We start from the raw sequence: 24,156 nt of genomic DNA on the forward strand, positions 1-24,156 counted from the left end.
CGGCCATGATCACCGGCCGCTCCGCCGTGGACAGCAGGCCGGCGGCGCGGCCGAGCGAGTCGCCGTCGGGGGTGGTGGAGGCGCCGGTGGAGGTGGCGGCTGAGTATTCCAGTTCGCCCGGCGTATGGACGCGGACCTCGTCAACCAACGGTGGGCCATCGACGATTCCTGACCTGAGGTTCAATGGGGCCATGGCGAATCCCGCGCCCCAGGTGGCGATCCTTGACGACTACGCGGGCGTGGCACTGCGGCTTGCCGACTGGTCGCCGGTGCAAACCCGTTCCCGCGTGACGGTTTTCGACCGGCACCTGTCCGAGGAGGAGGCGGCGGAGGCGCTGCGGCCCTTCGACGTCATCTGTACCCTGCGCGAGCGCATGGCACTGCCGCGGACGCTTCTCGAGCGGTTGCCGAATCTCAGGCTGATCACCATCGTCGGCCGAAGCCTGCCCAACCTGGACCTGGCCGCGGCCACCGAGCGGGGGATCCTGGTCGCCAACACCGATTTCGCCCATCCGCGGTTCCGGTCGGTCCAGGACGCCACGCCCGAGTTCGCGTGGGGACTGCTGATCGCCACGGTGCGCAACCTGGCCGAAGAACACCGGCGCATGCGAGACGGCGGCTGGCAGGTGACGACGGGTCTCACGCTGTCCGGCAAGACGCTCGGGCTGCTCGGCCTCGGCCGGGTGGGCACGCGGATGGCCGGATACGCGAAAGCCTTTGGGATGGAGGTCATCGCGTGGAGCCAGAACCTCACCGCGGACGCCGCCGCGGCGGTGGGCGCGCGCCGGGTCGACAAGGCGGCGCTGTTCGAGGAGGCCGACGTGGTGTCCATCCATGTGGTGCTCTCCGAGCGCACACGCGGCCTTGTCGGCGAGCCCGAGCTGGCCCTGATGAAGCCGCACGCGTACCTGATCAACACGTCGCGGGGGCCGATCGTGGACGAGGCCGCGATGATCGCCGCCCTCACGGCGCGCCGCATCGCCGGCGCCGGGCTTGACGTCTACGACATCGAACCGCTGCCGACTGCTCACCCGTTGCGGGTGCTCCCGAACGTCACCCTGTCGCCCCACCTGGGGTACGTCACCCGCGAAATGCTCGGTGCCTTCTACTCCGACACCGTGGAGTCGGTGGCCGCCTGGCTGGACGGGGCCCCCATTCGGATCGCCAACCCCGAGGCGTCGCGAGGGTGATCAGCCGCGTTGGCGTCTCCAGTGCGGACTCTTGACCGCTTCCAGGGCCTCGGTGACGTAGCGATCGAGCGGCCACGCGCGTCCGGGCCGGCGGACCCATTGCTGGAAGCCGAAATCGGCTGCGGCGAAGGCGAGTTGGACCAGTAGGCCGGGACGCATGTCGGCGTCGGGGTTCACGCCCATGCGCCCGGCGATCAGCTTGGCCGCCCGCTCCTTGTCGGCGGGCGTGTGGACTGTCACCTTGGGAAGCAGGTGGGGCGCCACCAGCAGCGCTTCTCGCCACTCGTCGGTGTCGGCCTGCTCGAATGAGCGTGTCCGCGTGACGATGGCGTTGATCAACGCGACGTCCGGTGGCTCGTTCGCGGGTCGCTGCTCGAGCAGGTTGACGATCGCGGCGCCGCCATGGCGAACGGGGGCGAGTAACAGGTCTTCCTTCGTCGGCACATGCCGGAAGAAGGTGCGCGCCGAAACGCCCGCGGCGGCGGCGATCTCCTCGGTGGTGACCGCGTCGTACCCCCGCTCGACGAACAGCCGGAACGCCGCGCGCCTGATGTCGGCCCGGATCTGTGCGCGCTGCCGATCGCGCAACGACTCCGGTCTGTCGGGCGAGCTCACCGGAAGCAGCCGATCCCACCGTCGACGTGAATGGTCTGTCCGGTGATGAACGTCGAGTCGGTGCCCAGCAGGAACGCCACCAACGCGCCCACGTCGGTGCGGACATCGCCGATGCGCTTCATCGGTACGCGTCCGACGGCCTTCTCGTACTCCTTGGGCGCGAACGACTTCCAGAACTTGACGCCATCCGATTCGGCGAATGGACAGATGACGTTGACGCGGATGTTGTCTCGGCCCCACTCCAGGGCGGCGACCTTCGACAGGCCCCGGATGGCCTCCTTGGCGGCGGCGTAGCCACCCCACTTCGGCTCACCACCGGTCCCCGTGCCCGAGCCGAGGTTGACGATCGACCCGCCGCCCGCTTCGACCATGACGGGGTGTACGGCTTGCATGAGCAGGAAGGTCGCGCGTGGGCCGACGTCGTGGCCGAGCGCGAAGTCTTCGGTGGTGATGTCGACGAATGCCTTGGGCTCGTTGGTGGCGATCGCGTTGTTGACCAGGCCGTGGACCGTACCGAAGGCGTCGACGGCGGCCGTCACGATCCGCTGGGCGCTGGCCGGGTCGCGCAGGTCGGCGGTGAGCTTCTCGACGCGGCCCAGCGCCGACAGCTCCACGGTGGTCGTGCCCAGCAGTTCGTCCTGGATGTCGACCAGCAGCACCGATGCGCCGCGCTCCAGCAGGGCGGCAGCGGTGCCCTTGCCCACACCCTGGGCGGCGCCGGTGACGATCGCGACGTGGCCGCGCATCGACTCGGGGTGTGAGTAGCTCATGTCGCGGGCCCCATCTGTAGCGGCACCCCGCGGTGCATCTCGTACGTGCTGCGCGCGCCGCCGGGAAGTTCGATGAACTCGAGAGTTGTCCCGTCCGGGTCCTTGACGAAAAACATTCGCACGCCGCCGATTTCGAAGGGCTCCTGGTCGGGGGAGTAGCCGGCCGCAGTCACACGGCGGTGGGTGGCGTCGAGGTCGGTCACCGACAGGGCGACGTTGTGGATCCCGGTGATGCCGCGGCGTGCCGACCGGTGCTCTGGAGTGTTCGGACCCAGCGACAGCAGCTCGACCATCAACCCACCGAGCAATCCGCCCACCACCCGGCCCTCCTGCCTGCGGGTGGCGTGCAGCGCGGCGTCGAAAGGCTCACCGGAGATCAGGGTTTCGAAGACGACCTCCATGCCGAGCAGGTCGCGGTAGAACGCCAGGGCGCGGTCCATGTCGGTGACCCCGACGACGAGGTGGCAGAACGAGACGTCGCCGAGGACGCCGGTCATGACGCCGCGAGGCCTGGCGCGGGGCGGCCGGCGAACAGGGGCAGGTCGAGGTAGGTCTTGATCCCGGGTTCTGCGGCGCAGACGTCGGGGATGGCGTTGACGCAGTGGTTGGCCGTGGCCACCACGCCGGGATTCTTCACCAGCCCTTCGGCGATCGTCTCGGGTTGCAGCCCCTTGAAGGTGAGGTTCACGGTGGGATCGCCGGTGATCTCGACCTCGAACCGTTCGCCACGTCCGCCGAAATCCCAGGCCGGATCCAGGTTTTCCTCGCCCATCAGCCAGTTGACCGCCGCCGTGATGACCGGTTCGCCGTCCACCAGGGCCTGCCAGCGGAACCGGCGAGCGGCCACGGCCCCCGTCGTGATCGGGAACGGGGCGTAGTCGATGTCGGAGGTCGCGACCGCGACGTCCTGGATGGTCCTGATGTTCGGGTCGATGCGAAAACCCATGTGGTCGGCGATCATTCGGACCGATTGTTTGAAGCCCCCGTCCAGCAGGCCGGCCATGGGCCCCTGCATGGCTTCCTCGGGGGTACCGCCGAATCCCATGATGTGACGCACGACGTCCGGGGCGTTGTAGGTGCGGATGTCGGAGAACTCCTCGGCGCGGACGTGGGTGACGGCCGACGAGAGGGAGGACAGCATCAGCGGGAACCGCTCCGTGATGCCGCCGGGGTGGATCCCCGAACCGTGCAGGGTCACCCCGCCTTCGGCCGCGGCATCGGCGACGGCCCGGTGCCGCCGGTTGGCGGGGTCGGGGTATACCCAGCCGACCGGCGTGACGACGTTCTTGCCGGATCGCAGGATCGCGATGACCTCGTCGTCGTTGGGTACCAACGGGCTGTAGACGACGCAGTCGGCTTCCAGCGCCAGGATCTGCTCAGCGCTGGACGTGGCGGTGACGCCGAGGTCCCCGGTTCCCAGGATCCGGCCGACGTCGACCCCGTTCTTGTCCGCCGAGTGCACCCAGCAGCCGGCGAGCTCCAACTGCGGATGGTTGAGCACGCACGCGATGGCCGCCTTGCCGACGCCCCCGGTCGCCCATTGGATGACGCGGAGCTTGGACGAACTGCTCATCTGGGTGACCTCCCAATCGCATGCCTTTACACGCCGATGACCGGAATGGCACAGTATGACCCGCTGACAGTCACTGTCAACATCTGCCTGGCGTGGAAAGGCCTGTCATGAGTGCCCTGGACGGAAAAGTCGCGATCGTGACGGGAACCAGCCGCGGTGTGGGCGTCGGCATCGCCCATGAGCTGCTCCGCGCCGGCGCCACCGTCGTCGGGTGTTCCCGTTCGCCCCTGGACACCATCCCCGGTGTCGAACCCGAATGGGCGGGACGGGCCTCACAACAGGTCTGCGACCAAGGGGACTACCGCGCGATCGACGCGTTCGTCGCCGACGTCGTCGCCGAGCACGGCCGCATCGACATCCTGGTCAACAATGCCGGCGGGACGGTTCCGGCTCCGCACGCGGAGGGCATTCCCGAACTGGTGCAACGCATTCAGGGTGCGCCGGCGAGCGATGACGAGTATGAGCGCACGGCGCTCTTTCACGCGCTCGCGGTGCAGATGAACCTGATCAGCCCCCTTTGGTTCGCGATCCGCGCGTACCGGCAGATGCGCACCCAGGACGGCGTCGGTTGCATCATCAACATCTCCAGCGGGGCCGGGCATCCGGCGGGGTCACCGACGTTGGTCTCCTACGGCGCCGCCAAGAGCGGGCTCAACCATCTCACCCGATCGCTGGCCGAGGAGTGGGGGCCCAAGGTCCGGGTCAACTGCATCGCACTGGGACCGACCATGACCGAGAACTTTCGGTCGTTCGTACTGCCCAAAGACGACCCTACCGGCGCAAAGTATTTCGCGGCCGTCCCGCTGCGCCGGGCGGGCGAACCGGCGGAGGTGGGCCGGGTCTGTGTATTCCTCGCCGGCGGGGAGGCCGACTTCGTCAACGGCACCACCATCGAGCATGACGGCGGCATGTTGCCCGGCGTCCTGTACGAAGCGGGCCTGAAGACCATCACCGATCTGCTGTAATCGTTTTCATGAGCCATTCCCTGGAGCCCACCCCCGAACAGTTCGCGGCCCTGGCCACCCGGCCCGCCGACGAGCCGGTGGTAATGGTCAACCTGTTGAAGTTCAAGAACCCGGGTGGGCGGGAGTCCTACCGGCGCTACGCCCTGGAGGTGGCGCCGCACCTGCGGCGGGTGGGTGCCACCGTCCGTTACGCGGGAACCGCACCGGCCTATGTGATCGGTGACGATGAAAAGCCTTGGTGGGATGCGATTCTCGTCGTCGAGTATCCGACGCCGCAGGCATTCATGGACATGGTGAGCACGCCGGAGTACGCCGAGGTTCACCAGCACCGCGCCGCCGGCCTGGAGCGCGGTGACCTGATCGCCACGTCGGTGTGGTCAGTCGCGGGCGACTGACACTCAGAGCTTGTAGCCGATTGCGCGCAGCAGATCGTGGCGCTCGGCCACCTCACGGTCGCCTTCCACCGCGACGGGCGTCTGCCCGTCGATGACGCCAACGATGCCGCGACCGCGCGGAGAAACAGCAACCAGGACATCAACCGGGTTGGCTGTGGCGCAGTAGATCCCGCAGACTTCGGGCACCGACTTCACGGGATTGAGGACGTTGACCGGAAAGCCCTCACGCAAGAAGATCACGAAGCTATGTCCGGCCGCGATGGCCAGCGCCGTGCGCGTCGCCAAGTCAACCAACTCGCCGTCGTTGCCGCTGCGGCGAACCAACCGCGGTCCCGACGCCTCGCAGAAGGCCACCCCGAACCGCAGCGACGGACTCACTCCGGCCAGCGCCTCGTGCAGGTCTTCGACGGTTTTGACGAAATGCGCCTGGCCAATGATCACGTTGACATCCTCGGGCTTGTCAACGGCCACCACATCCCACGTCAGCGATGTTGTCGTCACCAGCCCATGCTGCCACCCGGCTACGGTCGCCCGAAAGACTTCTTAGCCGCCTCATTGCCAGTCGGCCCAACTGAGGACCAATGACTTGTGTGCTGGGTTCAAAAGACCCGTCCTAACGCCGCCGGTAGCCGATAGCGTCTCTCTTCGACGGGCCCGTTAAAGCAGGGGAAAGAGCGATGAACGCCTTGCTCGATCTCATCGAGGAAAGACGCCACGTGCGCGTGCCGTTTGATCAGGCCGCACAGTGGAGTTTCCGTCTGAGGGTGCGCCGCGCGACCGTAGAACTTGCCCACCGCAACCACTTTGGCAACAAAACCACCGGGTCGGGAGTGCGGCGATGACCGTCTTGATGACAGGGTTTCCCGGCTTTCTCGGTAGCGCGTTGCTGCCGGGCATCCTCGGCCGCACCGGCGAGTCGGCCATCTGTCTGGTGCAGCCCAAGTTCGGCACGCTGGCACGGCGACGCGTGGACGAGCTGAGCGGTGCGGAACCGTTTCTCGATGGGAGGATCCGGCTGGTCGAGGGCGACATCACCCAACCCGGTCTCGGCGTTGCACCAGAGACCTTCGCCGAGGTCACCGAGGCCTGGCACCTGGCCGCCGTGTATGACTTGGCGGTGCCGCGCGACGTGGCGGTTCGGGTCAACGTCAATGGGACCCGAAACGTCCTGGACGCGCTCGAACGCTGTCGGAGCCTGACGCGGCTGCATTACTTCAGCACCTGCTACGTCAGCGGCCGTTACGCCGGCCCATTCAGCGAGGATGACCTCGAAGTCGATGCGCCGTTCAACAACTACTACGAAGAGACCAAGCACCTCGCCGAGGCGGAGGTGCGTTGGCGTATGTCCGCGGGCATGCCTGCCACGATCTATCGCCCCTCAATTGTCGTCGGCGACAGCCGTACCGGGCAGACACAAAAATTCGACGGCCCCTACTTCGTCATGCAGTGGCTGCTGCGACAGCCTCGCTACGCGATCCTGCCGATGGTGGGTGATCCCGTGAAGACGCGCGTCAACGTGGTCCCGCGAGACTTCATCGTTGACGCCGTCGGATATCTGAGCGGCCTCTCCGTCTCGGAGGGGCGCACCTATCATCTGGCGGATCCGCGACCGCTTACAGTCGACGAGATGGCGGATACGCTGGCCCAGGCGACGGGTCGCGAACTGCTCAAGATCCGGCTGCCGCTGAAATTGACGAAAGCTGCACTGGCGCACGTTCCGGGGCTCTACCGCTTGATGCGCATCCCTCCCGAGGCGGTCGATTACTTCGCCCAGCCCACCTTCTACTTGACCGATCATTGTCGGGCCGATCTCGCCGGCAGCGGTATCGAGCCGCCCGCGTTCCGCAGCTATGTCGATCGACTCGTGGATTTCATGCGCAGTCATCCCGCCATCGGCTCGGCGGCGATGTTCTGAAGAGCGCCGTCGCCCCGGCGCCGGTCGGGGTCTAATGGGTGGATGGACCTGATGATGCCCACCGACGCGATATTTCTGCTGGGGGAGTCGCGGGAACACCCCATGCACGTCGGTGGCTTGCAGTTGTTCGAGATGCCCGAAGGCGCCGGTCCCGGCTTCGTCCGGGACCTCTATGACCGCTTGGTCGCGCAGCAGGATTTTCAGCCCACCTTCCGCAAGCATCCGGCGACGTTCGTCGGCGGAATCGCGAACCTGGGCTGGTCCTACGACGATGACGTCGACGTCGACTACCACGTCCGGCGTTCGGCGGTGCCGTCGCCCGGTCGGATCCGTGAATTGCTGGAGCTGACGTCGCGCTGGCATAGCAGCCTGCTGGACCGGCACCGCCCCCTGTGGGAGACGCACATCATCGAGGGCCTCAAGGATGGCCGGTTCGCGATCTACACCAAGGTGCACCACGCCCTGATCGACGGCGTCTCCGCGCAGAAACTGATGCAGCGCGCGTTGTCGACCGACCCCGCCGAAACCGAGATTCGCGCGCCGTGGAGCCTGCCCAAAAGCAAGCGCAAGAACAGTCCGGTGAGCCCGTTGCGTTCCGCGGTGCGTGCGGCGGGATCGCTTGCGGCACTTGGCCCGTCGACGGTCTCGCTGGCCCGCGCGGCGCTGCTCGAGCAGCAGTTGACGTTGCCCTTCGGAGCCCCGAGCACCATGCTGAACGTGAAGATCGGCGGCGCGCGCCGCTGCGCGGCGCAGTCATGGTCTCTGGACCGCATCAAAGCCGTCAAGAAGGCGGCCGGGGTCACCGTCAACGACGTCGTCCTGGCGATGTGTTCGGGCGCCCTGCGCTACTACCTGCTCGAGCAGAACGCGCTGCCGGACGCCCCGCTGATCGCGATGGTCCCGGTGAGCCTGCGCACCGAGGACGAGGCCGACGCCGGGGGCAACCTCGTCGGCGCCATCCTGTGCAACCTCGCCACCGATACCGACGATCCCGCGCAGCGACTGCAGGCCATCAGCGATTCGATGCGCCGCAACAAGACGGTGTTCTCGCAGCTGCCCCGCTTCCAGGCGCTGGCGCTGTCCGCGGCCAACACGTCGGCGCTGGCTTTGGCGGCCGTCCCGGGCTGGGTGGCGTCCACGTCGCCGCCGTTCAACATCATCATCTCGAACGTGCCCGGGCCCACTCAGCCGATCTACTACGGGGGCGCCCGCCTCGACGGCAACTACCCGCTGTCCATCGCGCTGGACGGCCAGGCGCTGAACATCACCCTCGCCAACAACGCCGGCAATCTGGACTTCGGCCTGGTGGGATGCCGGCGGAGCGTGCCGCACCTGCAGCGACTGCTGACGCACCTGGAGTCGTCGCTCAAGGACCTGGAACGTTCGGTCGGGTCCTGATCGGATGCCGAGACTCAGTGCGGGTGTGCTGTTGTACCGGACCCGCGACGGCGCCGTCGAGGTCCTGATCGCGCATCCGGGCGGCCCGTTCTGGGCGCGAAAAGACAACGGGGCCTGGTCGATTCCCAAAGGCGAGTACGCCGACGGGGAGGATCCGTGGGTTGCCGCGCAACGCGAGTTCTTCGAAGAGCTCGGGCTTACGGTGCCGGATGGAACCCGGCTGGACCTTGGAGAACTCAAGCAGTCCGGCGGCAAGGTGGTCACCGCCTTCGCCGTCGGCGGCGACCTCGATGTGACCGACGCGCGCAGCAACACTTTCGAATTGGAGTGGCCGAAGGGATCTGGCACGATGCGGGAGTTCCCGGAGGTCGACCGGGTGGGCTGGTTTCCGGTGGCGCAGGCGCGAGTCAAGCTGTTGAAGGGCCAGCTCGGGTTTCTGGACCGATTGATGGCGCATCCGGATTTGACGGGCTTACACGAAGGAACCTGACGTTGCGGCCGGGGCGTCGGCCGACGGGCAGAATGGCCGCATGACGACCGCGCCGACCGACTCCCAGGGGTTGTTGCTGCAGCTGCTGGACCCGGCCAACCGACCCGACCCGTATCGGCTCTGCGCGCAGTTTCGCGACGGCGGAGCCTTGCAGCTGCCCGACGCCAACCTCGCCGTGTTCTTGAGTTACCGAGACTGCGACGAGGTGTTGCGGCACCCGTTGTCGAGCAGCGACAACATCAACTCGGCCGTCGCGAAGCGCCAGGCCGAGGCCGGGACGGCACCGCGCCGGCAGGGACCGCCGGGCTTCCTGTTCCTCGATCCGCCCGACCACACCCGCCTGCGCAGGCTGGTCAGCAAGGCGTTCGCGCCGAAGGTGGTGAGCGCGCTGGAGCCCGACATTCGTGCGCTGGTCGACGGGATGCTCGATCGGGTCGCCGAGAGGGGCCACTTCGAGGTCGTCGAGGATTTCGCCTACCCGCTGCCGGTGGCGGTGATCTGCCGGTTGCTCGGTGTGCCGCTCGACGACGAGCCGCAGTTCAGCCGTGCGTCGGCGTCGCTGGCTCAGGCGCTCGACCCGTTTTCGACGATCACCGGCGTGCCGGCGGAGATCGCGAACGAACGACAACAGGCCGGGGCCTGGTTGCGCGAATACTTCCACGGGCTGATCGACCGCCGCCGTTCACAACCTGGAGACGACCTGCTGTCGGGGCTGATCGCGGTGGAGGAGTCCGGCGATCAACTGAGCCAGGAGGAGATCGTCTCCACCTGCAACCTGCTCCTGATCGCCGGACACGAGACGACGGTGAACCTCATCGGGAATGCCATGCTGGCACTGCTGCGCGACCCCGTGCAGTGGGGCGCCCTGGGTGCCGACCCCGGTCGAGCGCCGGCGATCGTGGAAGAGACGCTGCGCTACGACCCGCCCGTGCAGTTAGTCGGCCGAATCGCTCTCGCGGACATGACGATTGGCGGGGTCGAGGTACCGGCGGGCGACGTGATGATGCTCCTGCTCGCTGCGGCCCATCGTGATCCCGCGGAATTCGAGCGGCCCGATGTGTTCGATCCGGACCGGAAGGGGTTGCGTCACTTGGGCTTCGGCCGGGGAGCCCACTACTGCCTGGGCGCGCCGCTGGCCCGGCTGGAGGCCGGCGTGACGCTGTCGGCGGTGACGGCGCGATTCCCGGGTGCGCGGCTGGACGGTGAGCCGCAATACAAGGCCAACGTCACGCTGCGTGGGCTGTCGCGCCTGCAAGTCACGGTTTAGGTCAGCCGCGCTGTGCCTCAGCCGCGCTGTGCTCAGCAGCGCTCCCACGGCGGGCTTTCACCCATCTTCTTGTAGTACTTGGCCAGGTGGCTTTTGACCCGATCGACGTCCGTCTTCGGCAGGTCGATGCCGCCGCGCGCGCCGTCCATGATGGCGCCCGCGGCCATCACCCCGCGCGGGACCGCCTGAAGGTCGCCGCCGACGACGTCGGCGATCAGGAGCTTGTACGCCGTGAAGTTGTCCTTCTTGCCGTTGTCGTACCAGACGTGGGCATCGCGGTACTTCTCGTTCGGCTGCTCCTCGGCGCCGGCCCACTTGCGGACCCGCTTCTCGGCGGCGTCACCATCCCACTTGCGGTCGTGATCGGCCACCGGCAGGTCTTGAAACGCTGTTACTGACATGTCGTTCGCGTGCCCGCCGGCAGCGGGCGTTAAACGCGCCGGGACCGCGGGTTATGCACAGTTGGAGGTTTCTCCACAGCCTGGCGGTCGAGCGGTGCTCCGCGTCGCCGGCCGGGCCTACTATCGAAAACATGTTCGATGTCCGGCTGCCGACGGTCGAGGAGCTGGCGCGCGCCGAGGATGCGGAACTGGCGGCCGCCATCGCCGAGTGCGCGCGGGTGGAGGCGGTGGCCTCGGCGCGCAGGCTGGCGGCCATCGCGGAGCTGGTGCACCGCCGGGCCCAGGGGCCGACCAGCTCCGCCCACTGGTCCTGCGACAACTGGGATGCCATCGCCGCGGAAGTCGCCGCGGCACAAAACATCAGCCACGCCATGGCCTCGGGGCAGATGTATCTGGCGGCGGCGTTGCGCAACCGGCTGCCCCGGGTCGCGGCTCTCTTTGGCGAGGGCATCATCAGCGCCCGCTTGGCGGCGACCATCGTGTGGCACACCGACCTCGTGAAGGACCCCGACACCCTGCGATTGATCGATACCACGCTGGCCGAAGACGCCGCGCAGTTCGGGCCGATGTCGGCCAACAAGACCGCGCAGGCCATCGACGTGGTGGTGGGCCGTTACGATCCCGGCGCCCTGCGGCGCACTCGCGCCGCGGGCCGCAGTCGTGACGTCGTCATCGACCAATCCGACGACGAGTCGGGCACCGCCGCCATGTGGGGCCGGCTCTATGCGAATGACGCGGCCATGCTGGACCGGCGCCTGCTGCAGATGGCCGGGGAGGTGTGTGCAGACGATCCGCGCACCGTCGCGCAGCGGCGTGCCGACGCGCTGGGCGCCTTGGCCGCCGGTTCGGACCGGCTCGCCTGTGGTTGCGGCAACGCGGACTGCCCGGCCGGCGCCGAGACGGACGAGCGGGCGGCCGGCGTGGTGATCCACGTCGTCGCCGACGCGTCGACGCTGCAGGCCGACCCCGACCCGCACATGTCGGGAGAGCGGCGGTCGCGGCGCATCACCGACCAGACGACCCTGGCGGAGGCACTGGCCCCCGATCCCGAGCCCGACGTCCCCGATCCCCGGCCGCCCGCGCTGATTCCCGGCGGCGGCGTGATCTCGCCGGCGCAGGTCGCCGAGTTGATCCGTGGTGGGGCCAAAGTCCGGCCGGTGCGCCATCCCGCGGACGCAACGCCGGAGCCCGGTTACCGCCCGTCGGCCGAGCTGGAGCGGTTCGTCCGGTGCCGGGACATGACGTGCCGGTTCCCCGGTTGTGATCGACCCGCCGAGTTCACCGACATCGACCACACGGTGCCCTACCCGCTGGGCCCCACTCACGCGTCCAACCTCAAGTGCTTATGCAGGAAGCACCACCTGCTCAAGACTTTCTGGACGGGTTGGCGCGACGAGCAACGGCCGGACGGCACCGTGGTGTGGACGTCACCGGCCGGGCGGACGTACATCACCCGTCCGGGCAGTCGGCTGTTGTTTCCCGCACTGTGCGCCCCGACGGGCGAATTGTCCAGTGTCCTAAGGAACTATCGTCCCCGCGGCGATCGCGGCGTGATGATGCCCGCGCGCCGGCGGACCCGACGGCAAGACCGAGCGCGCCGCATTGATGCCGAGCGCGCGCTCAACGCCGCCCACATCGCCGAACGCAACCAGCCGCCGCCCTTCTAGCCCGGTCCGAGTCCGGGCACGATGGCACCGAGGCTGAAGGTGACCGGTTGCTCGAGTTGTTCGTATGTGCACGAGCGCGGGTCGCGGTCCGGCCGCCACCGGTTGAACTGCGCGGTGTGCCGAAAACGGCGGCCTTCCATATGGTCGTAGCGGACCTCGACCACGCGCTCGGGTCGCAGCGGCACGAACGAAAGATCCTTGCCCGCGTTCCAGCGTGAGAACTCGTTCTTGCGCGGCGTTCGTTCGCCGGCCTCGTGGGCGGCCCAGTTCCACGGGTGCTCGTCGAAATCGGTGACCAGCGGCTGGAGTTCGGCGAACAGGCGCCGTCGCTCGGCCATCGGAAAGGCGCCGATGACCCCGACGGAGGCCAGCTGACCGTCGTCCTGGTAGAGCCCGAGCAGCAGCGAGCCGATCGAGTCGCCGCCGGACTTGTGCACGCGGTAGCCGGCGACCACGCAGTCGGCGGTCCGCTCATGTTTGATCTTGAACATGACCCTTTTGTCGGGCTGATAGGTGACGGTCAGCGGCTTGGCGATGACGCCGTCGAGGCCGGCACCCTCGAACTCGTCGAACCAGCGCCGCGCGAGGTCGATGTCGGTGGTGGCCGGCGTGACGTGGATCGACGGTCCCGAACCCCCTAGCGCCTCGACGAGGGCCGCGCGTCGCTCGCTGAACGGCCGCCGCGTGTAGTCGTCGTCGCCCAGGGCGAGCAAGTCGAACGCGATGAAGGACGCCGGCGTCGTCTCGGCGAGCATCCGCACCCGCGAGTCGGCCGGGTGGATGCGTTGTTGCAACGCCTCGAAATCCAGGCCGTGGCCGGTAGCGATGACGATCTCCCCGTCGATCACGCAACGCCGCGGCAGCTCCGCCCGCACGGCGGCCACCAGCTCGGGAAAGTAGCGCGTCATGGGCCGTTCGTTGCGGCTGCCCAGCTCCACTTCGTCGCCGTCCCGGAAACAGATGGACCGGAACCCGTCCCATTTGGGCTCGTACGACGCGTCCGGCGGGATCGACCGCACCGATTTGGCCAGCATCGGCGACACCGGGGGCATGACAGGTAGGTCCATAGGCCGATTGTGCTGGAATCGTCGGTATGGCTGCTGCAGAAGAGCTCGACGTCGACGGTATTGCGGTGCGCCTGACCAACCCGGACAAGGTCTACTTCCCCAAGTTGGGCTCCAACGGCACCAAACGCAGACTCGTCGAGTACTACCGCGCCGTGGCTGCCGGACCGATGCTCGCCACGCTCCGCGACCGGCCGACCCATCTGCAGCGCTTCCCGGACGGCGTCGACGGCGAGGAGATCTACCAGAAACGCATCCCGCAGCACCATCCCGACTACCTGCAGACCTGCCGGGTGACGTTTCCCTCCGGACGCACCGCGGACGCGCTCAAGGTCACGCATCCCTCGGCGATCGTCTGGGCGGCCCAGATGGGCGCCATCACACTGCACCCCTGGCAGGTGCGGTGCCCCGGCACCGACCATCCCGACGAGTTGCGCATCGACCTGGACCCGCAGCCCGGTGTCGCCTTCGAGCACGCGCGTACGGTCGCCGTCGACGTGTTGCGGCCGTTACTCGACGAGCTCGGTCTGGTGGGCTACCCCAAGACCTCAGGCGGCCGGGGGATCCACGTCTTCCTGCGGATCGCCACGGACTGGGACTTCATCGAGGTACGCCGCGCCGGTATCGCGCTGGCCCGCGAGGTGGAGCGCCGCGCGCCCGAGGCCGTCACCACGGCGTGGTGGAAAGAGCAGCGCGGCGAGCGCATCTTCATCGACTTCAATCAAAACGCCCGGGACCGCACGATGGCGTCGGCCTATTCGGTGCGGCCCACCCCGATCGCGACGGTGTCGACGCCGCTCACCTGGGACGAGCTGGCCGGCGCGGAACCAGACGACTACACCATTGCGTCCGTCCCCGGCCTCGTGGAGGGCCGCGAAGACCCGTGGGCAGCGATGGACGACGCGGCGCAGTCGATCGTGCCCCTGCTGGAGATGGCCGACGATGACGAGGCGCGCGGCCTGGGGGACATGCCGTATCCGCCGAACTACCCGAAAATGCCCGGCGAACCGAAACGCGTTCAACCCAGCCGGGATACGGACCGGAAGAAGGATGGTGGCCGCTGAGGGGCTCGGAGATGGTGGTTGTGCCCCAGAAACGACCCCTCGAAGTCACCTGGCGAACCCGACGCTTCTGGGGCAACAACTTTCAGCACAACTCTACTGCTGACTGCCTGCTCTGGCGAGACCCATCGGGGCAGATTGTGGAGGTTCCCTGCCAGCGTGACCAGCGGTAGTGCCCGGACCGCCGGCATCCCGCGTCGCGCGGACGCAGCCAAGAACCGAATACCGGCCATCGAGAAGGCTTGAGGTACAAGTCACTTCAACGTATTAGGGCCGCGCTGGGACGGTTGGCCGCCGCTACGGCGAGAGCGCAATGGCGGCCAACCGTACGTGAACTGGTGACCCGATGCAAGCAGTGGATCACGACCGGGCGGCCGGGTGACTGGCCGCCCTTGCGGCCAGTTCTACGGCGTGCAGCTGATTGAGGTGCCGGTGCTGGTGCACGAGATGGTGGGCAGCGTACATCCGGAGCTTGCCAATGCGGTGAAGCCCAGGACCACGCCGAGAACGACTTTGTACTTCAAACGAGACATGAACACTCCGTTCGCCGATGAAGAAATGTTTCGCCCGAGGAAAGTTATAGTACGTGAGTACAACGCGGAATGATGTGGGATTCAACAAAATTGAGGCAATCTGCGTCAACTGTTTGACGGCGCGACGGCTATTTCTGAAACGTCGCAGGCTGGATTCCCTTGTGCCACAAGGCTGGAGGAGATTCGTCACAGTGACCGACGAGCCCGCTCGGACGCTCGAGCGCGCAGAGCAACGGAACGCCCGCCTATATACGGCAGGGCGACAACCAACAACCCGGTGCCCTGCCAATGCAGGAAAACGCTTGATTACCAAGCATCTTCACGAATTCACTGCAACAGCCCATCGGGTACGCTGACTGGCACGCTTAGGCAAACTGCGGTGCCCCTCGGCAGGTCCAAGAACGGACGATGTCAAGTAGGGCGTGCCAGTAGCGCAACCCCCGAAGGCCGCCGGCCTGCCCTACGGCGAGCAGGTTATCCCGGTGGATGCAGTGCTGCAGTCGATGGTCAACGGGATCGTGCAACCAGAGCTGGCCAACGCGGTGGCGGCCAGGATCAGGCCGAGGGCAACCTTGTACTTCATGCGTGACATGAACCACTCCATCCGTTAGAGGGAAGATGTACGCCCGAGGTGAGCAATATTACGTGAGTGCAATGCGGAACATGATGGGATTCACCAAATTTCCGGTGAGCCACGCGGCAACAGTTTGAAAGCGGCGCGTAGCCCTCTGCTGAACCGTCCCACCTCGTGGGTTAAATCCGCGGCGGTAAGCGGGTTTTGGCGTATTGGCATTCATCTCGCGGCAAAAATCCACGCGGGCAACGGGTCTGACGGCAGGCGCATACGATCCGACCCGAATCTAAATGACGTTGCAACGTTCCAAGCATCTTCGCCAGAGAAGAGAAACGTACTATAGGTCTCGAAAATGATCACATCGGCGTCTTTCGGTATGCGCCACGGGCGCCGCGATCGAATTCGCCTTGGCTACCCCCAATAGCTTGAATGCATTTCGGGTGTGCCACGGCGCAGCGATTCGGAGTGAGATTCCAAATTCGGTCAACCCGACCGGGAAAAGTAGGCTTTGTCGCTGTGCAGGTCGCAACTCGTGCGTGGTGCGTGGTGTCGGCCTTGGCGCTGTCGGCAGCCGTCGGCGTCACCGCGGCGGCGCAAGCACCGGCCGAGCCGGTCGGCACCGGCGCCGGTGACCGGCTGACCGGCTGGGACACCTACCGCCGGCTCGATCTGTTGCCTTACTTGCGCAGCGACACCCAAGCCTTGCAGGTTTCGAGCTTTGATCGCAGCGGCGGCGATTTCGACCTCTCCACCGGAAATCGCAACGGCACGGGCGGGTGTTTGGCCGACGGCGGTGCCGGCTGCGTCATCGCGGAAGATCGCGGTGCCGGCGAGGTGGATTCGATCTGGCTCACCCGTGACGGTGGCAAGGTGACCAAGATCGGAAACATTCGCGTCGAACTGGACGGCCGCACGGTATTGGACGCTCCCCTGCAATCGGTCGTCAATGGCGCGCTGGGTGCGCCGTTCGAATGGCCCCTGGTGGCCAACGCGACTCAGTCGCCGGGTGGGGTGTACGTCAAGGTGCCGATGCCCTACCGGCAGTCGATGCGCATCAGCGTGGCATCGAATCTCGAGTACTACCACGTCGATTACCGGCAATTCTCGACGCCGGAGGGCGTCACCACCTTCTCGCCCTCCGATCGCGCGCTCGACGTGCTCGCCACGCTGCGCGACGCGGGCACGGTCGATCCGAAGCCGGCCGGCCCCGCCGCCGCTCACGACAAGCGGACAGTCGCGCCTCCTGCCGGCGCAGGGGTGACGATCGCGGAAATGGCAGGCCCGGGCAGCGTTTCGGCGATACACCTGCAACTCCCCGAACCCACGGACCAACTCCTGAGCGGCCTACGGCTGCAGATGGAGTTCGATGGCCAGACCACCGTCGACTCCCCACTCGGCGAGTTCTTCGGCGCCGGACTGGGCGTCGACAGCGTGCGATCGCTGATGTTCGCCGCGGTCTCCGATCCTGGCGGATCGTTGTCGTTGTACGCGTGGTGGCCGATGCCGTTCGCCCACGACGTCCGCATCACCCTCGTGAACACCACCGACGACCCGGTAGGCGGGATCGAGAGCGACGTGACGATCGCCCCCGACGCCCGGTGGGCGTCCGCGCTGGCCGCCGGACGCGCCGGCTACTTCACCGCTCGCTCGCATGCCGCGCCGACGATCCCCGGCCAGGATTGGCTCTTCGCCGAAGAACGAGGCCACGGGAAATTCGTGGGTGTCAGCCACACCATTCGCGGCTTCCGGATCAAGACCGCGTTCAGCGATGCCGCCCCGTACTTTCTCGAAGGGGCCGAGCGCGTGTACACCGACGGTGCCGCGTCGCCCCAGTGGTATGGCACCGGGACCGAGGACCTCTACGAGGGCGGCTGGTATTTCAAGGACGGGACCCGCTTCAGCGACCCGCTCACCGGACAACCCGATCGGCGCACGGCCACCGGCGGCTGCGCGGACTACTGCGTCGCCGTCTATCGGCTCATGCTGGCCGACGCCATCGACTACCACTCCGCGATCCGCTTCGGCATCGAGCACGGAAAGCGGAACATGGTCCAACCCGACTACAGCTCAACCGCTTTCCTCTACGCCCAACCGAATGAGACTCTCGCGCCCGGCGACGACGTCCGCCCGGGTGATCCGGTCAGCCGGCTGCTGCACGGCTACGCCGACGCCGACGCATCGGACCGGTTGCTGATCAGCGAGTACGAGGGCGCCGAAGACACCCATCCGGTCATCGGGTCGGTCCGCGCCACCAGCGGCGCGATCACGTTCCACGTCGACACCGACCCGGGCAACCGCGGCATCCTGTTGCGCCGTACGTCGGATCAGGCCGACGGCTTCCAATCGGCGGACGTCGCCATCGACGGCGTCCCGGTCGGCACCTGGCTGCAGCCGCGCGCCAACGCTTTTCACCGCTGGCTCGACGACACCTACCTGTTGCCGCCCGCGGAAACTGCGGGCAAAGCGCAACTGACGGTCACCCTGACGCCTGCGCCCGACTCCCCGCCCTGGACGGCGAGCCGCTATGAGGTCGAAACACTGTCCGGTTCAACCGGCTAGACGGCGGCGGACCGCATCACCCGGGTGGCAAGGAGTGCCATCACCACGCCCGTCACACCGCCGACGGGGGCCACCAGCGACGACCACCCCGAGAGCACGAAATAGCCGAACGTGGCGCCGACGGCGAGCAACGCCGCGTGCGGGGGCGTCCACCGCGTGATCGACGGCAGCCGGAACGACAGGCCCATGCCCAGCAGCAGTGCCAGGACGTGACCGAACGCGGTGAAGTCCGCGTCGAAAGTCGCCACCATCGCGATGCCGAGCCACCACCCCACCCAGGCCGCCCGCCAGCGCAACGGGATCGACGCGGTCAAGGCGCCCAGCACGCATGCCGCGCCGTAGCTGATCCCCACGTCGGTGGCGCGCGCAACCGAGAACGGCAGCCAACCGGTCTCGACCGCGGCGACCAGCCCGACCGCGAGGATCAAGGTGGCGCCGATGTGGCCGACCGCGAAGGTGATCAGCAAACCCCGGCCGTGCCAGATGAGTTCGCCCAGCGCCAGCAAGCACACCAGCCCCGGCAACCAGAGATAGACGTCACCGCCGTCGCTGACGAATGCGCTCCCGACCAAGGTGCCCAGGTGGCCGTGCGCCAGGTTGTGCAGGTTGGTGCTCATCTCGCTGACGACCGTGGCGCGGGTGTGTGAACCCAGGGCCGTCAGGGTGACCGAGACGGCGAGCAGCAGGACGGTGTATGCCGCCGTGACCCGCAACCGGTCGGCGCGCAGCCGACCGGGGGTGTCGGATACCGTCATCGGCCGTTCCAGCCGCGATCGCGGGCCAGGAGGTCGGCCACGGTTTCCCGGCGCACCAGCTCGCGCGACCGGCCGCCGGAGACCGCGACCAGCGGCGGACGGCCCACCAGGCTGCGACTCGACTCCGTCGAGTGCTGATAGGCGCCGGTGCAGGCCACCGCCAGCAGGTCTCCGGGCCGGACGTCCGCAGGCAACTCGACGTCGCGGGCGATCTCATCGCCGTCGCCATGCCGGCCCACGACGGTGACGGGTGCGGTCGCGGTCGGCACGTGCCGATTGGCCAATCCCACCGTGTATTTCGTGTCGGGCCGCTCGGGGCTGTGAATGTCGCCGGTGCCGCCGTCCACCGCGACGAAGGTGTGCCCGCCCGGCTGGCGCTTGACGGCGATCACGCGGCACAGCATCATCCCGGCCCGCGCGGCGATCGCCCGGCCCGGTTCGATCACGATCGTCGGGCGCGGGAAATCGTGCTCCGCGCAGGCGGATTCCAGTGCAGCCCCGATGGTGGCCGCAAGCGAGCGGAGGTTGAGCTCCGGGTCACCGGAAAGGTAGGGGACCGCGTGTCCGCCGCCGAGGTTGAGTTCGGTGAGCACGACTTGATGGCGGTCGCGGACCTCGGCCATCACGCCGATCATCTGGCGGATCGCTTCACCGTAGTGCGAGGCGTCGGTGAGCTGTGACCCCAGCCGGCAGTGCAGCCCCACCAGGTTCAGCCACGGCTGGTCCAGGACGCGCCTGAGGGCGCCGGCAGCCTGGCCTCCCGACAGTGCGAACCCGAATTTCTGGTCGATGGCCCCCACATCGGGGATGACACCGACCAGGACACGCTGAGGCTGACGCACCCGGCAGGCGAGCAGCGAGACCTCGCTGGGGGTGTCGATGACGATCCGACCGACGCCGGCGGCGACCGCGTCGTAGAGCTCGGCCGCGGTGATCACGCCGTCCAGGATGATCTGTGCCGGCGGGATGTCGGCGGCCAGCGCGGTGGCCAGCTCGCCGGCCGAGCACACATTCACGCCGGCCCCTTCGTCCGCGGCCCAGCGTGCGACGTCGACGCTCAACAGCGCCCTGCCCGCGTAGATCAGCTCGGCGTCGGGGAGCGTCGCGCGGTAGCAGCGGATGCGGGCCCGGAAGTCCTCCTCGTCCACCACGTAGGTGGGGGTGCCGAACTCGGCGGCGATATCGTCGGCGGCCACGTCGCCCACGCACAGCCGGCCCCGGTCGTCGACGTAGGCGCTCAGCGGCCACACCGCACGATCGAGGTGCGGGTTCAGCCCGTGCCTCAGCGATGGCAGCAGCTCGAAGAGCGTCATCCCTCCACGGTGCCGGTCGGATCGCGGGCGTGCCGCGCTCTTAACGAAGCCTTCACACCCGGGGGGCAAATCTTCACAGATTCGGAACACTGGGCGTGAGGTCGGGGCGCGGCGGAGTCTTGACTGCCAGGCTTCGCGCTGCTAGACATGGGTGCGTCATGGATTTGGGCGATCGCCCAAAATGGAGGTGAAATGACGGCCACCACCGGCACGGACGTCTACTACGACCCCTATGACACCGGAATCATCGCCGACCCGTACCCGACCTACGCGCGGCTGCGCGAAGAGGCGCCGATCTACTACAACGAGCGCTACGACTTCTGGGCGCTGTCACGGTATTCCGACGTCGATCGGGCGCTGGCCGACTGGGAGACGTTCTCCAACAAGCGCAGCGACATCCTCGAGCTCATCCAGTCGAAGTTCGACATGCCCGGCGGGGTGATGATGTTCCAGGATCCGCCGGAGCACACCAGGTTGCGCGGGCTGATGTCGCGCGTGTTCACCCCGCGCCGGATGGCCGCGCTCGAGGACCAGATTCGCCAATACTGCGTGCGGTGTCTGGATCCGCTGGTCGGTTCCGGGAGCTTCGACATCATTGCCGAGCTGGCCTCGATGATGCCGATGCGGGTGATCGGCATGCTGTTGGGAATCCCCGAGTCCGAGCAGGTTTCGGTGCGCGACGCCAACGACGCCAACCTGCGCACCAAACCGGGCGCACCGTTGAAGGTCGCCGACGCCGACTCGATCGCCGACGGCCGGATCTACGCCGACTACGTGGAATGGCGGTCCAAGAATCCCTCCGACGACCTGATGACGACGCTGCTCAACGTCGAGTTCGACGACGAGCACGGTGTGCACCGGAAGCTGACCCGCAAGGAGGTGCTGCACTACACGCAGGTGGTCGCCGGGGCGGGCAACGAGACGACGGGCCGGCTGATCGGCTGGCTGGCCAAGGTGCTCGCCGAGCATCCCGACCAGCGGCGCGCGGTCTACGAAGATCGGTCGCTGCTGACCCGCACGGTCGACGAGACGCTGCGATTCGAACCGACGGGACCGCACGTGGCCCGCTGGATGGCAAAGGATTTCGAGTGTTACGGCACCACGGTTCCGGCCGGCAGTGCCATGCTGCTGCTCTTCGGTGCCGCAAACCGCGACCACCGCCGCTACGCCGATCCGGACACCTACGACATCCGTCGTGACAACATCTCGCACATCACGTTCGGGAAGGGCGTGCACTACTGCCTCGGCGCCAACCTCGCCCGCCTCGAGGGCCGTGTCGCGCTGGACGAAATCCTCAACCGATGGCCGGAATGGGGAATCGACTACGAGACCGCGAGATTGGCGCCGACGTCGACGGTCAGGGGCTGGGAGCGGCTACAGGTGGTGCTGCCCTGAGTCAGGCGGGCGCCTCGTATCGGTCGATGAGTCGGTTGACCAGCGCGATGGCATCGGCGTGACCGCGCGTGGCACCGAGGGAATCCTCCAAGATGACGGTGCGGCCGATCGCGGCGATGACCACCGCGAGACCCGCCGGCGGGAATTCGGCTGCGTCGAGGCCGTTCTCGCGGACGATCTCGTCCAGCGCGGCGATCTGCATGTCGCGCCACCGCTGGAACCAGGCCGCGATCTCGGCGCGGATCTTTTTGCGGTGGTTGGCAAGTCCCATGAATTCCTGCAGCAACCGGGCATCCTTGGGTGCGACGAGGGTGTCCCACAGGGCGTGCAGGGGGCGGTCGGACGCGAGCGCCGCCTTCTGGCGATCGAGGTAAGCGGCCGCCCCGCGCCTGAAGACGTCGAGGTAGAGCTCATCCATCGTGGGGAAGTAGTAGTGCACCAGCGCGGCTTTGACCCCGGCTTGGGCGGCCACTCGGCGTGAGGTCGCCGCGGCGTACCCCTCCTCGACCATGACGTGAACCGTCGCGTCGATCAGCAGGTCCCGGGTCGTCGAGTCCCTGGCCATCACCGGACCCTAATTTGGGCGGTCGCCAAGAATCAACAAAGGCTGTTGGTTAGAGGATTGAGGTGCGGGGAATGGTTCACGGGAACCGTTCAGAAAGTGAAGGAACAATATCTTCCATGGCTCCCAGTTTCTCCGACGTCATCCAATCCAAGTACCTGCTGCTGACGACGTTCACCAAGGACGGCCGCCCCAAGCCCACGCCGATCTGGGGCGTGCCCGAGGGCGACAAACTGCTGGTCATCACCGACGACGGGTCGTGGAAGACCAGGCGGATCAACAACACGCCCCGGGTGACGATCGCCAAGAGCGCCGCGTTGGGGAAACCCAAGAGCGAAGAGGTCGAGGGCGTCGCCCGGGTGCTGCCGAAGGCCGAGACGCGGCGGGTCTACAACGCCGTGCTCAGGCGCTACTGGTACCACGCCTGGTGGTTCTATGCGCACTCGATCGTCCGGGGCGGCATCGACAAGGTCCACGTGGGGCTCGAGATCAGACCGGCTGGCTAGCGTCGCTCTTGGGATCGATCAAGATCTTCGCGTGCGCCTCGGGATCGCCGAGCGCATCGAACGCGGCTTCGACGCCGGACAACCCGACCGTTCCGGTGATCAGCGGTGTGACGTCGACCTTGCCGTCGGCGAGCATGTGCAGGGTGTCGCGGAACTCGAGAGGGGTGTAGCCGAGCACGAACCGCAGGTCGACCTCCTTGTTGATCGCCATCGCGGGCCGAATGTGGTCGGCGCCCATGCACACACCCACGACGACGACGCGCGAGAACAGCGGTGCGCCGGCGATGATGCCGTCGATGATGCCTGGGACACCGACGCATTCGAAGATGACCGGGTGCTTGGGGGTTGCCGCGCCGGCGGCCTCGGCGGCGCGCCACACGTGCCACCACGGCAGCCGCAGCCGTTGCAGTTTCTCGATCGTGCCGACCGCGAGGTCGAACGCCTCCAGAATCCCTTGCAGATGTTTGCGGCCGGCCCGGGTCGCGTAGGGCGAGTCGTGTGCGGGGTCGACGACGATGTCGGCGCCGCAGGCCGTCGCCAGCGCGCGCCTGCCCGCAGAGAAGTCACTGGCGATCACCGTGCGCACGCCGTGCGCCTTGAGCATGCAGATCACGGCCAGACCGATTGGCCCGCAGCCGATCACGATCGCCACGTCCCCCTTCTTCACCTCGCCGCGTCGGACGGCGTGCCACGCGACGGCCATCGGCTCGGTCAGCGCGGCGATCTGCGGGGACAACCCGTTCGGCACCGCGAACGTCAGCGACTGCTCGACGAGGAGCTGTTCGGCGTAGGCCCCGGGTGCCATGGTCGACAGCCCGATCCCGTGCACCTCTTTGCCGCGCCGCAGCAGCGGCAGGGCCACGACCCGGGTGCCGGGTCGCGGGGCCTTGCGCGTGCCCGGCCCGTAATCCAATACCTCGCCGCAGAATTCGTGACCGAAGACGACGTGCTGGTCCGATCGCATGAACGCGTCGTAGCCGGATTCGGCCATGACGTCGGCGAGTTCGTCGCAGTGGTGACGAGCGTGTAGGTCGGATCCGCAGATGCCACACCTGAGGACTTCGACCAACAGCTGCCCCTTGGCGGGGGTCGGCGTCGGGGCGTCGACTACTTCGAGCTTTGCGTTGGTGCAGGTCACGCTCTTCATCCGTCGATCCTCCTACACGGTGGTCGAATTCGGACCCGCGG

Annotated in this window: 26 protein-coding genes and 1 pseudogene; 15 read left to right on the forward strand and 12 right to left on the reverse strand. The window is 67.3% G+C overall.

Annotation, left to right across the window (positions count from 1 at the left end):
- Positions 1–100 (reverse strand): annotated as a pseudogene (locus tag A9X04_RS32235) (hypothetical protein); the annotation flags it as partial.
- 91 nt (positions 101–191) lie between these two features.
- Between A9X04_RS32235 and A9X04_RS08270 the strand changes: the two are divergent.
- On the forward strand, positions 192–1,190 hold the full coding sequence (locus tag A9X04_RS08270) for a D-2-hydroxyacid dehydrogenase family protein (RefSeq protein ID WP_067919229.1): 999 nt from the start codon (positions 192–194) through the stop codon (positions 1,188–1,190).
- On the opposite strand, the gene A9X04_RS08275 is transcribed toward A9X04_RS08270, so the two are convergent.
- Genes A9X04_RS08275 through A9X04_RS08290 form a run of 4 tightly spaced genes read right to left on the reverse strand, consistent with a single transcriptional unit; the run spans position 1,191 to position 4,148 of the window.
- On the reverse strand, positions 1,191–1,805 hold the full coding sequence (locus A9X04_RS08275; RefSeq protein WP_067919231.1) for a TetR/AcrR family transcriptional regulator: 615 nt from the start codon (positions 1,803–1,805) through the stop codon (positions 1,191–1,193).
- Positions 1,802–2,575 carry an SDR family NAD(P)-dependent oxidoreductase gene (locus tag A9X04_RS08280; RefSeq protein WP_067919233.1) on the reverse strand — a complete coding sequence of 258 codons (774 nt, stop codon included), beginning with the start codon at positions 2,573–2,575 and terminating at the stop codon, positions 1,802–1,804. The genes A9X04_RS08275 and A9X04_RS08280 overlap by 4 nt, the downstream gene beginning before the upstream one ends.
- Complete coding sequence (locus A9X04_RS08285; protein ID WP_067919235.1) at positions 2,572–3,072, reverse strand: VOC family protein; 501 nt, start codon at positions 3,070–3,072, stop codon at positions 2,572–2,574. The genes A9X04_RS08280 and A9X04_RS08285 overlap by 4 nt, the downstream gene beginning before the upstream one ends.
- Complete coding sequence (locus A9X04_RS08290; RefSeq protein ID WP_067919237.1) at positions 3,069–4,148, reverse strand: dihydrodipicolinate reductase; 1,080 nt, start codon at positions 4,146–4,148, stop codon at positions 3,069–3,071. The genes A9X04_RS08285 and A9X04_RS08290 overlap by 4 nt, the downstream gene beginning before the upstream one ends.
- Positions 4,149–4,255: 107 nt before the next feature.
- Between A9X04_RS08290 and A9X04_RS08295 the strand changes: the two genes are divergently transcribed.
- Positions 4,256–5,113: an SDR family NAD(P)-dependent oxidoreductase gene (locus tag A9X04_RS08295; protein ID WP_067919239.1), complete on the forward strand. Its 858-nt coding sequence runs from the start codon at positions 4,256–4,258 to the stop codon at positions 5,111–5,113.
- An 8-nt stretch (positions 5,114–5,121) separates the two neighbouring features.
- A complete protein-coding gene (locus tag A9X04_RS08300) occupies positions 5,122–5,508 on the forward strand; it encodes a DUF1330 domain-containing protein (protein ID WP_067919241.1) in 387 nt (128 codons plus the stop codon).
- 3 nt (positions 5,509–5,511) lie between these two features.
- Here the strand turns inward: A9X04_RS08300 and A9X04_RS08305 are convergent, their stop codons facing one another.
- Positions 5,512–6,009 (reverse strand): adenosine-specific kinase, encoded by a 498-nt coding sequence (locus tag A9X04_RS08305; RefSeq protein WP_067919243.1) that lies wholly within the window; start codon positions 6,007–6,009, stop codon positions 5,512–5,514.
- Between the two features lie 176 nt (positions 6,010–6,185).
- Between A9X04_RS08305 and A9X04_RS30295 the strand changes: the two genes are divergently transcribed.
- Genes A9X04_RS30295 through A9X04_RS08325 form a run of 5 tightly spaced genes read left to right on the forward strand, consistent with a single transcriptional unit; the run spans position 6,186 to position 10,578 of the window.
- Positions 6,186–6,350 (forward strand): hypothetical protein, encoded by a 165-nt coding sequence (locus A9X04_RS30295; RefSeq protein WP_156751854.1) that lies wholly within the window; start codon positions 6,186–6,188, stop codon positions 6,348–6,350.
- The gene (locus A9X04_RS08310) at positions 6,347–7,423 is read left to right on the forward strand and encodes an SDR family oxidoreductase (protein WP_067919245.1); all 1,077 of its coding nucleotides are present in this window, start codon (positions 6,347–6,349) and stop codon (positions 7,421–7,423) included. Before A9X04_RS30295 ends, A9X04_RS08310 begins: the two co-directional genes overlap by 4 nt.
- A 42-nt stretch (positions 7,424–7,465) precedes the next feature.
- Positions 7,466–8,821: a wax ester/triacylglycerol synthase family O-acyltransferase gene (locus A9X04_RS08315; RefSeq protein ID WP_067919247.1), complete on the forward strand. Its 1,356-nt coding sequence runs from the start codon at positions 7,466–7,468 to the stop codon at positions 8,819–8,821.
- Positions 8,822–8,825: 4 nt separating this feature from the next.
- The gene (locus A9X04_RS08320; protein WP_067919249.1) at positions 8,826–9,311 is read left to right on the forward strand and encodes an NUDIX domain-containing protein; all 486 of its coding nucleotides are present in this window, start codon (positions 8,826–8,828) and stop codon (positions 9,309–9,311) included.
- A 40-nt stretch (positions 9,312–9,351) separates the two neighbouring features.
- Positions 9,352–10,578 (forward strand): cytochrome P450, encoded by a 1,227-nt coding sequence (locus A9X04_RS08325; RefSeq protein ID WP_067919251.1) that lies wholly within the window; start codon positions 9,352–9,354, stop codon positions 10,576–10,578.
- A gap of 32 nt (positions 10,579–10,610) precedes the next feature.
- On the opposite strand, the gene A9X04_RS08330 is transcribed toward A9X04_RS08325, so the two are convergent.
- Positions 10,611–10,979 (reverse strand): hypothetical protein, encoded by a 369-nt coding sequence (locus A9X04_RS08330; protein WP_067919253.1) that lies wholly within the window; start codon positions 10,977–10,979, stop codon positions 10,611–10,613.
- Between the two features lie 131 nt (positions 10,980–11,110).
- On the opposite strand from A9X04_RS08330, the gene A9X04_RS08335 reads away from it, so the two are divergent.
- Positions 11,111–12,646 carry an HNH endonuclease signature motif containing protein gene (locus tag A9X04_RS08335; protein ID WP_067919254.1) on the forward strand — a complete coding sequence of 512 codons (1,536 nt, stop codon included), beginning with the start codon at positions 11,111–11,113 and terminating at the stop codon, positions 12,644–12,646.
- Here A9X04_RS08335 and A9X04_RS08340 read toward each other — a convergent pair.
- Positions 12,643–13,713, reverse strand: a complete 1,071-nt coding sequence (locus A9X04_RS08340) for an ATP-dependent DNA ligase (protein ID WP_067919257.1) — start codon at positions 13,711–13,713, stop codon at positions 12,643–12,645. The two genes, A9X04_RS08335 and A9X04_RS08340, sit on opposite strands and share 4 nt — an antisense overlap.
- A 26-nt stretch (positions 13,714–13,739) precedes the next feature.
- Between A9X04_RS08340 and ligD the strand changes: the two genes are divergently transcribed.
- The 4 genes from ligD (at position 13,740) to A9X04_RS08360 (ending at position 18,437) form a co-directional block, all read left to right on the forward strand.
- On the forward strand, positions 13,740–14,774 hold the full coding sequence (gene ligD / locus A9X04_RS08345) for a non-homologous end-joining DNA ligase (RefSeq protein WP_067919258.1): 1,035 nt from the start codon (positions 13,740–13,742) through the stop codon (positions 14,772–14,774).
- Positions 14,775–15,182: 408 nt separating this feature from the next.
- Positions 15,183–15,377 (forward strand): hypothetical protein, encoded by a 195-nt coding sequence (locus A9X04_RS30860; RefSeq protein ID WP_067919260.1) that lies wholly within the window; start codon positions 15,183–15,185, stop codon positions 15,375–15,377.
- Between the two features lie 349 nt (positions 15,378–15,726).
- Complete coding sequence (locus A9X04_RS30865) at positions 15,727–15,915, forward strand: hypothetical protein (protein ID WP_067919261.1); 189 nt, start codon at positions 15,727–15,729, stop codon at positions 15,913–15,915.
- Between the two features lie 479 nt (positions 15,916–16,394).
- Entirely contained in the window at positions 16,395–18,437 is a 2,043-nt protein-coding gene (locus tag A9X04_RS08360; RefSeq protein WP_067919263.1) for a glycoside hydrolase family 172 protein, read from the forward strand.
- Here the strand turns inward: A9X04_RS08360 and A9X04_RS08365 are convergent.
- Together A9X04_RS08365 and A9X04_RS08370 are read right to left on the reverse strand one after the other, a co-directional pair.
- Positions 18,434–19,192 (reverse strand): rhomboid-like protein, encoded by a 759-nt coding sequence (locus A9X04_RS08365; RefSeq protein WP_067919265.1) that lies wholly within the window; start codon positions 19,190–19,192, stop codon positions 18,434–18,436. The two genes, A9X04_RS08360 and A9X04_RS08365, sit on opposite strands and share 4 nt — an antisense overlap.
- Positions 19,189–20,505: a diaminopimelate decarboxylase gene (locus A9X04_RS08370; protein WP_067919267.1), complete on the reverse strand. Its 1,317-nt coding sequence runs from the start codon at positions 20,503–20,505 to the stop codon at positions 19,189–19,191. The genes A9X04_RS08365 and A9X04_RS08370 overlap by 4 nt, the downstream gene beginning before the upstream one ends.
- 192 nt (positions 20,506–20,697) lie before the next feature.
- Here A9X04_RS08370 and A9X04_RS08375 point away from each other — a divergent pair, with 192 nt between their 5' ends.
- Entirely contained in the window at positions 20,698–21,900 is a 1,203-nt protein-coding gene (locus tag A9X04_RS08375) for a cytochrome P450 (RefSeq protein WP_067919269.1), read from the forward strand.
- 1 nt (position 21,901) lies between these two features.
- Here the strand turns inward: A9X04_RS08375 and A9X04_RS08380 are convergent, their stop codons facing one another.
- Entirely contained in the window at positions 21,902–22,465 is a 564-nt protein-coding gene (locus A9X04_RS08380; RefSeq protein WP_067919271.1) for a TetR/AcrR family transcriptional regulator, read from the reverse strand.
- 116 nt (positions 22,466–22,581) lie between these two features.
- Here A9X04_RS08380 and A9X04_RS08385 point away from each other — a divergent pair, with 116 nt between their 5' ends.
- Positions 22,582–22,968 carry a PPOX class F420-dependent oxidoreductase gene (locus A9X04_RS08385; protein ID WP_067919273.1) on the forward strand — a complete coding sequence of 129 codons (387 nt, stop codon included), beginning with the start codon at positions 22,582–22,584 and terminating at the stop codon, positions 22,966–22,968.
- Here the strand turns inward: A9X04_RS08385 and A9X04_RS08390 are convergent.
- Complete coding sequence (locus A9X04_RS08390) at positions 22,952–24,115, reverse strand: zinc-binding dehydrogenase (RefSeq protein ID WP_067919275.1); 1,164 nt, start codon at positions 24,113–24,115, stop codon at positions 22,952–22,954. The genes A9X04_RS08385 and A9X04_RS08390 overlap by 17 nt on opposite strands.
- Between the last annotated feature and the right edge of the window lie 41 nt (positions 24,116–24,156).

Origin of the sequence: Mycobacterium sp. E3247, assembly GCF_001667785.1 — a bacterium.
GTDB lineage: Bacteria > Actinomycetota > Actinomycetes > Mycobacteriales > Mycobacteriaceae > Mycobacterium.